Origin of the sequence: Flavobacterium sp. ENC (assembly GCF_020991415.1) — a bacterium.
Classification (GTDB): Bacteria; Bacteroidota; Bacteroidia; order Flavobacteriales; family Flavobacteriaceae; genus Flavobacterium.
The window spans coordinates 1-594 of record NZ_JAJMOY010000034.1 but is presented as its reverse complement, the minus strand read 5'-3'; the positions used below and the strand labels follow the sequence as shown (position 1 = coordinate 594).

Sequence of the window (594 nt, the reverse complement as noted above, 5' to 3'; positions counted from 1 at the left end):
GGCTACCGTAAAAGCAACAGGTTCATACGGCAATACCGCTGTTATCACCGGATTGGAAAATGACCCTACGCCGGGCAACAATACCGATACAGAAACACCAACACCTGGTGCACAAACGAACCTGAGCGTAGTGAAAACAGTAAATAATACTACACCTAATGTTGGTGATAACGTAACCTTTACCATCACGGCCTCGAACGCCGGTCCAAGTGCTGCGACGGGAGTTTCTGTAAACGACGTACTTCCTTCGGGGTATACCTTCGTGAGCGCCACACCGTCAACAGGAACATGGACAGCACCGAACTGGAGTGTAGGGGGACTTGCCAACGGGGCCAGCGCAACGCTGAGCATCGTGGCGACTGTAAAAGCAACAGGTTCATACGGCAATACCGCTGTTATTACCGGATTGGAAAATGACCCGACACCGGGCAACAACACGGATACAGAAACACCAACGCCTGGTGCACAAACGAACCTTAGCGTGGTGAAAACAGTAAATAATACGACACCAAACGTTGGTGATAACGTAACCTTTACCATTACGGCTTCGAACGCCGGTCCAAGTGCTGCGACGGGAGTTTCTGTAAACGACGT

General features: G+C 50.7%; 1 pseudogene. It reads left to right on the top strand.

Features of this window, described 5'->3' with window-relative positions:
* Window positions 1-594 (top strand): annotated as a pseudogene (locus LPB89_RS21925) (hypothetical protein); the annotation flags it as partial.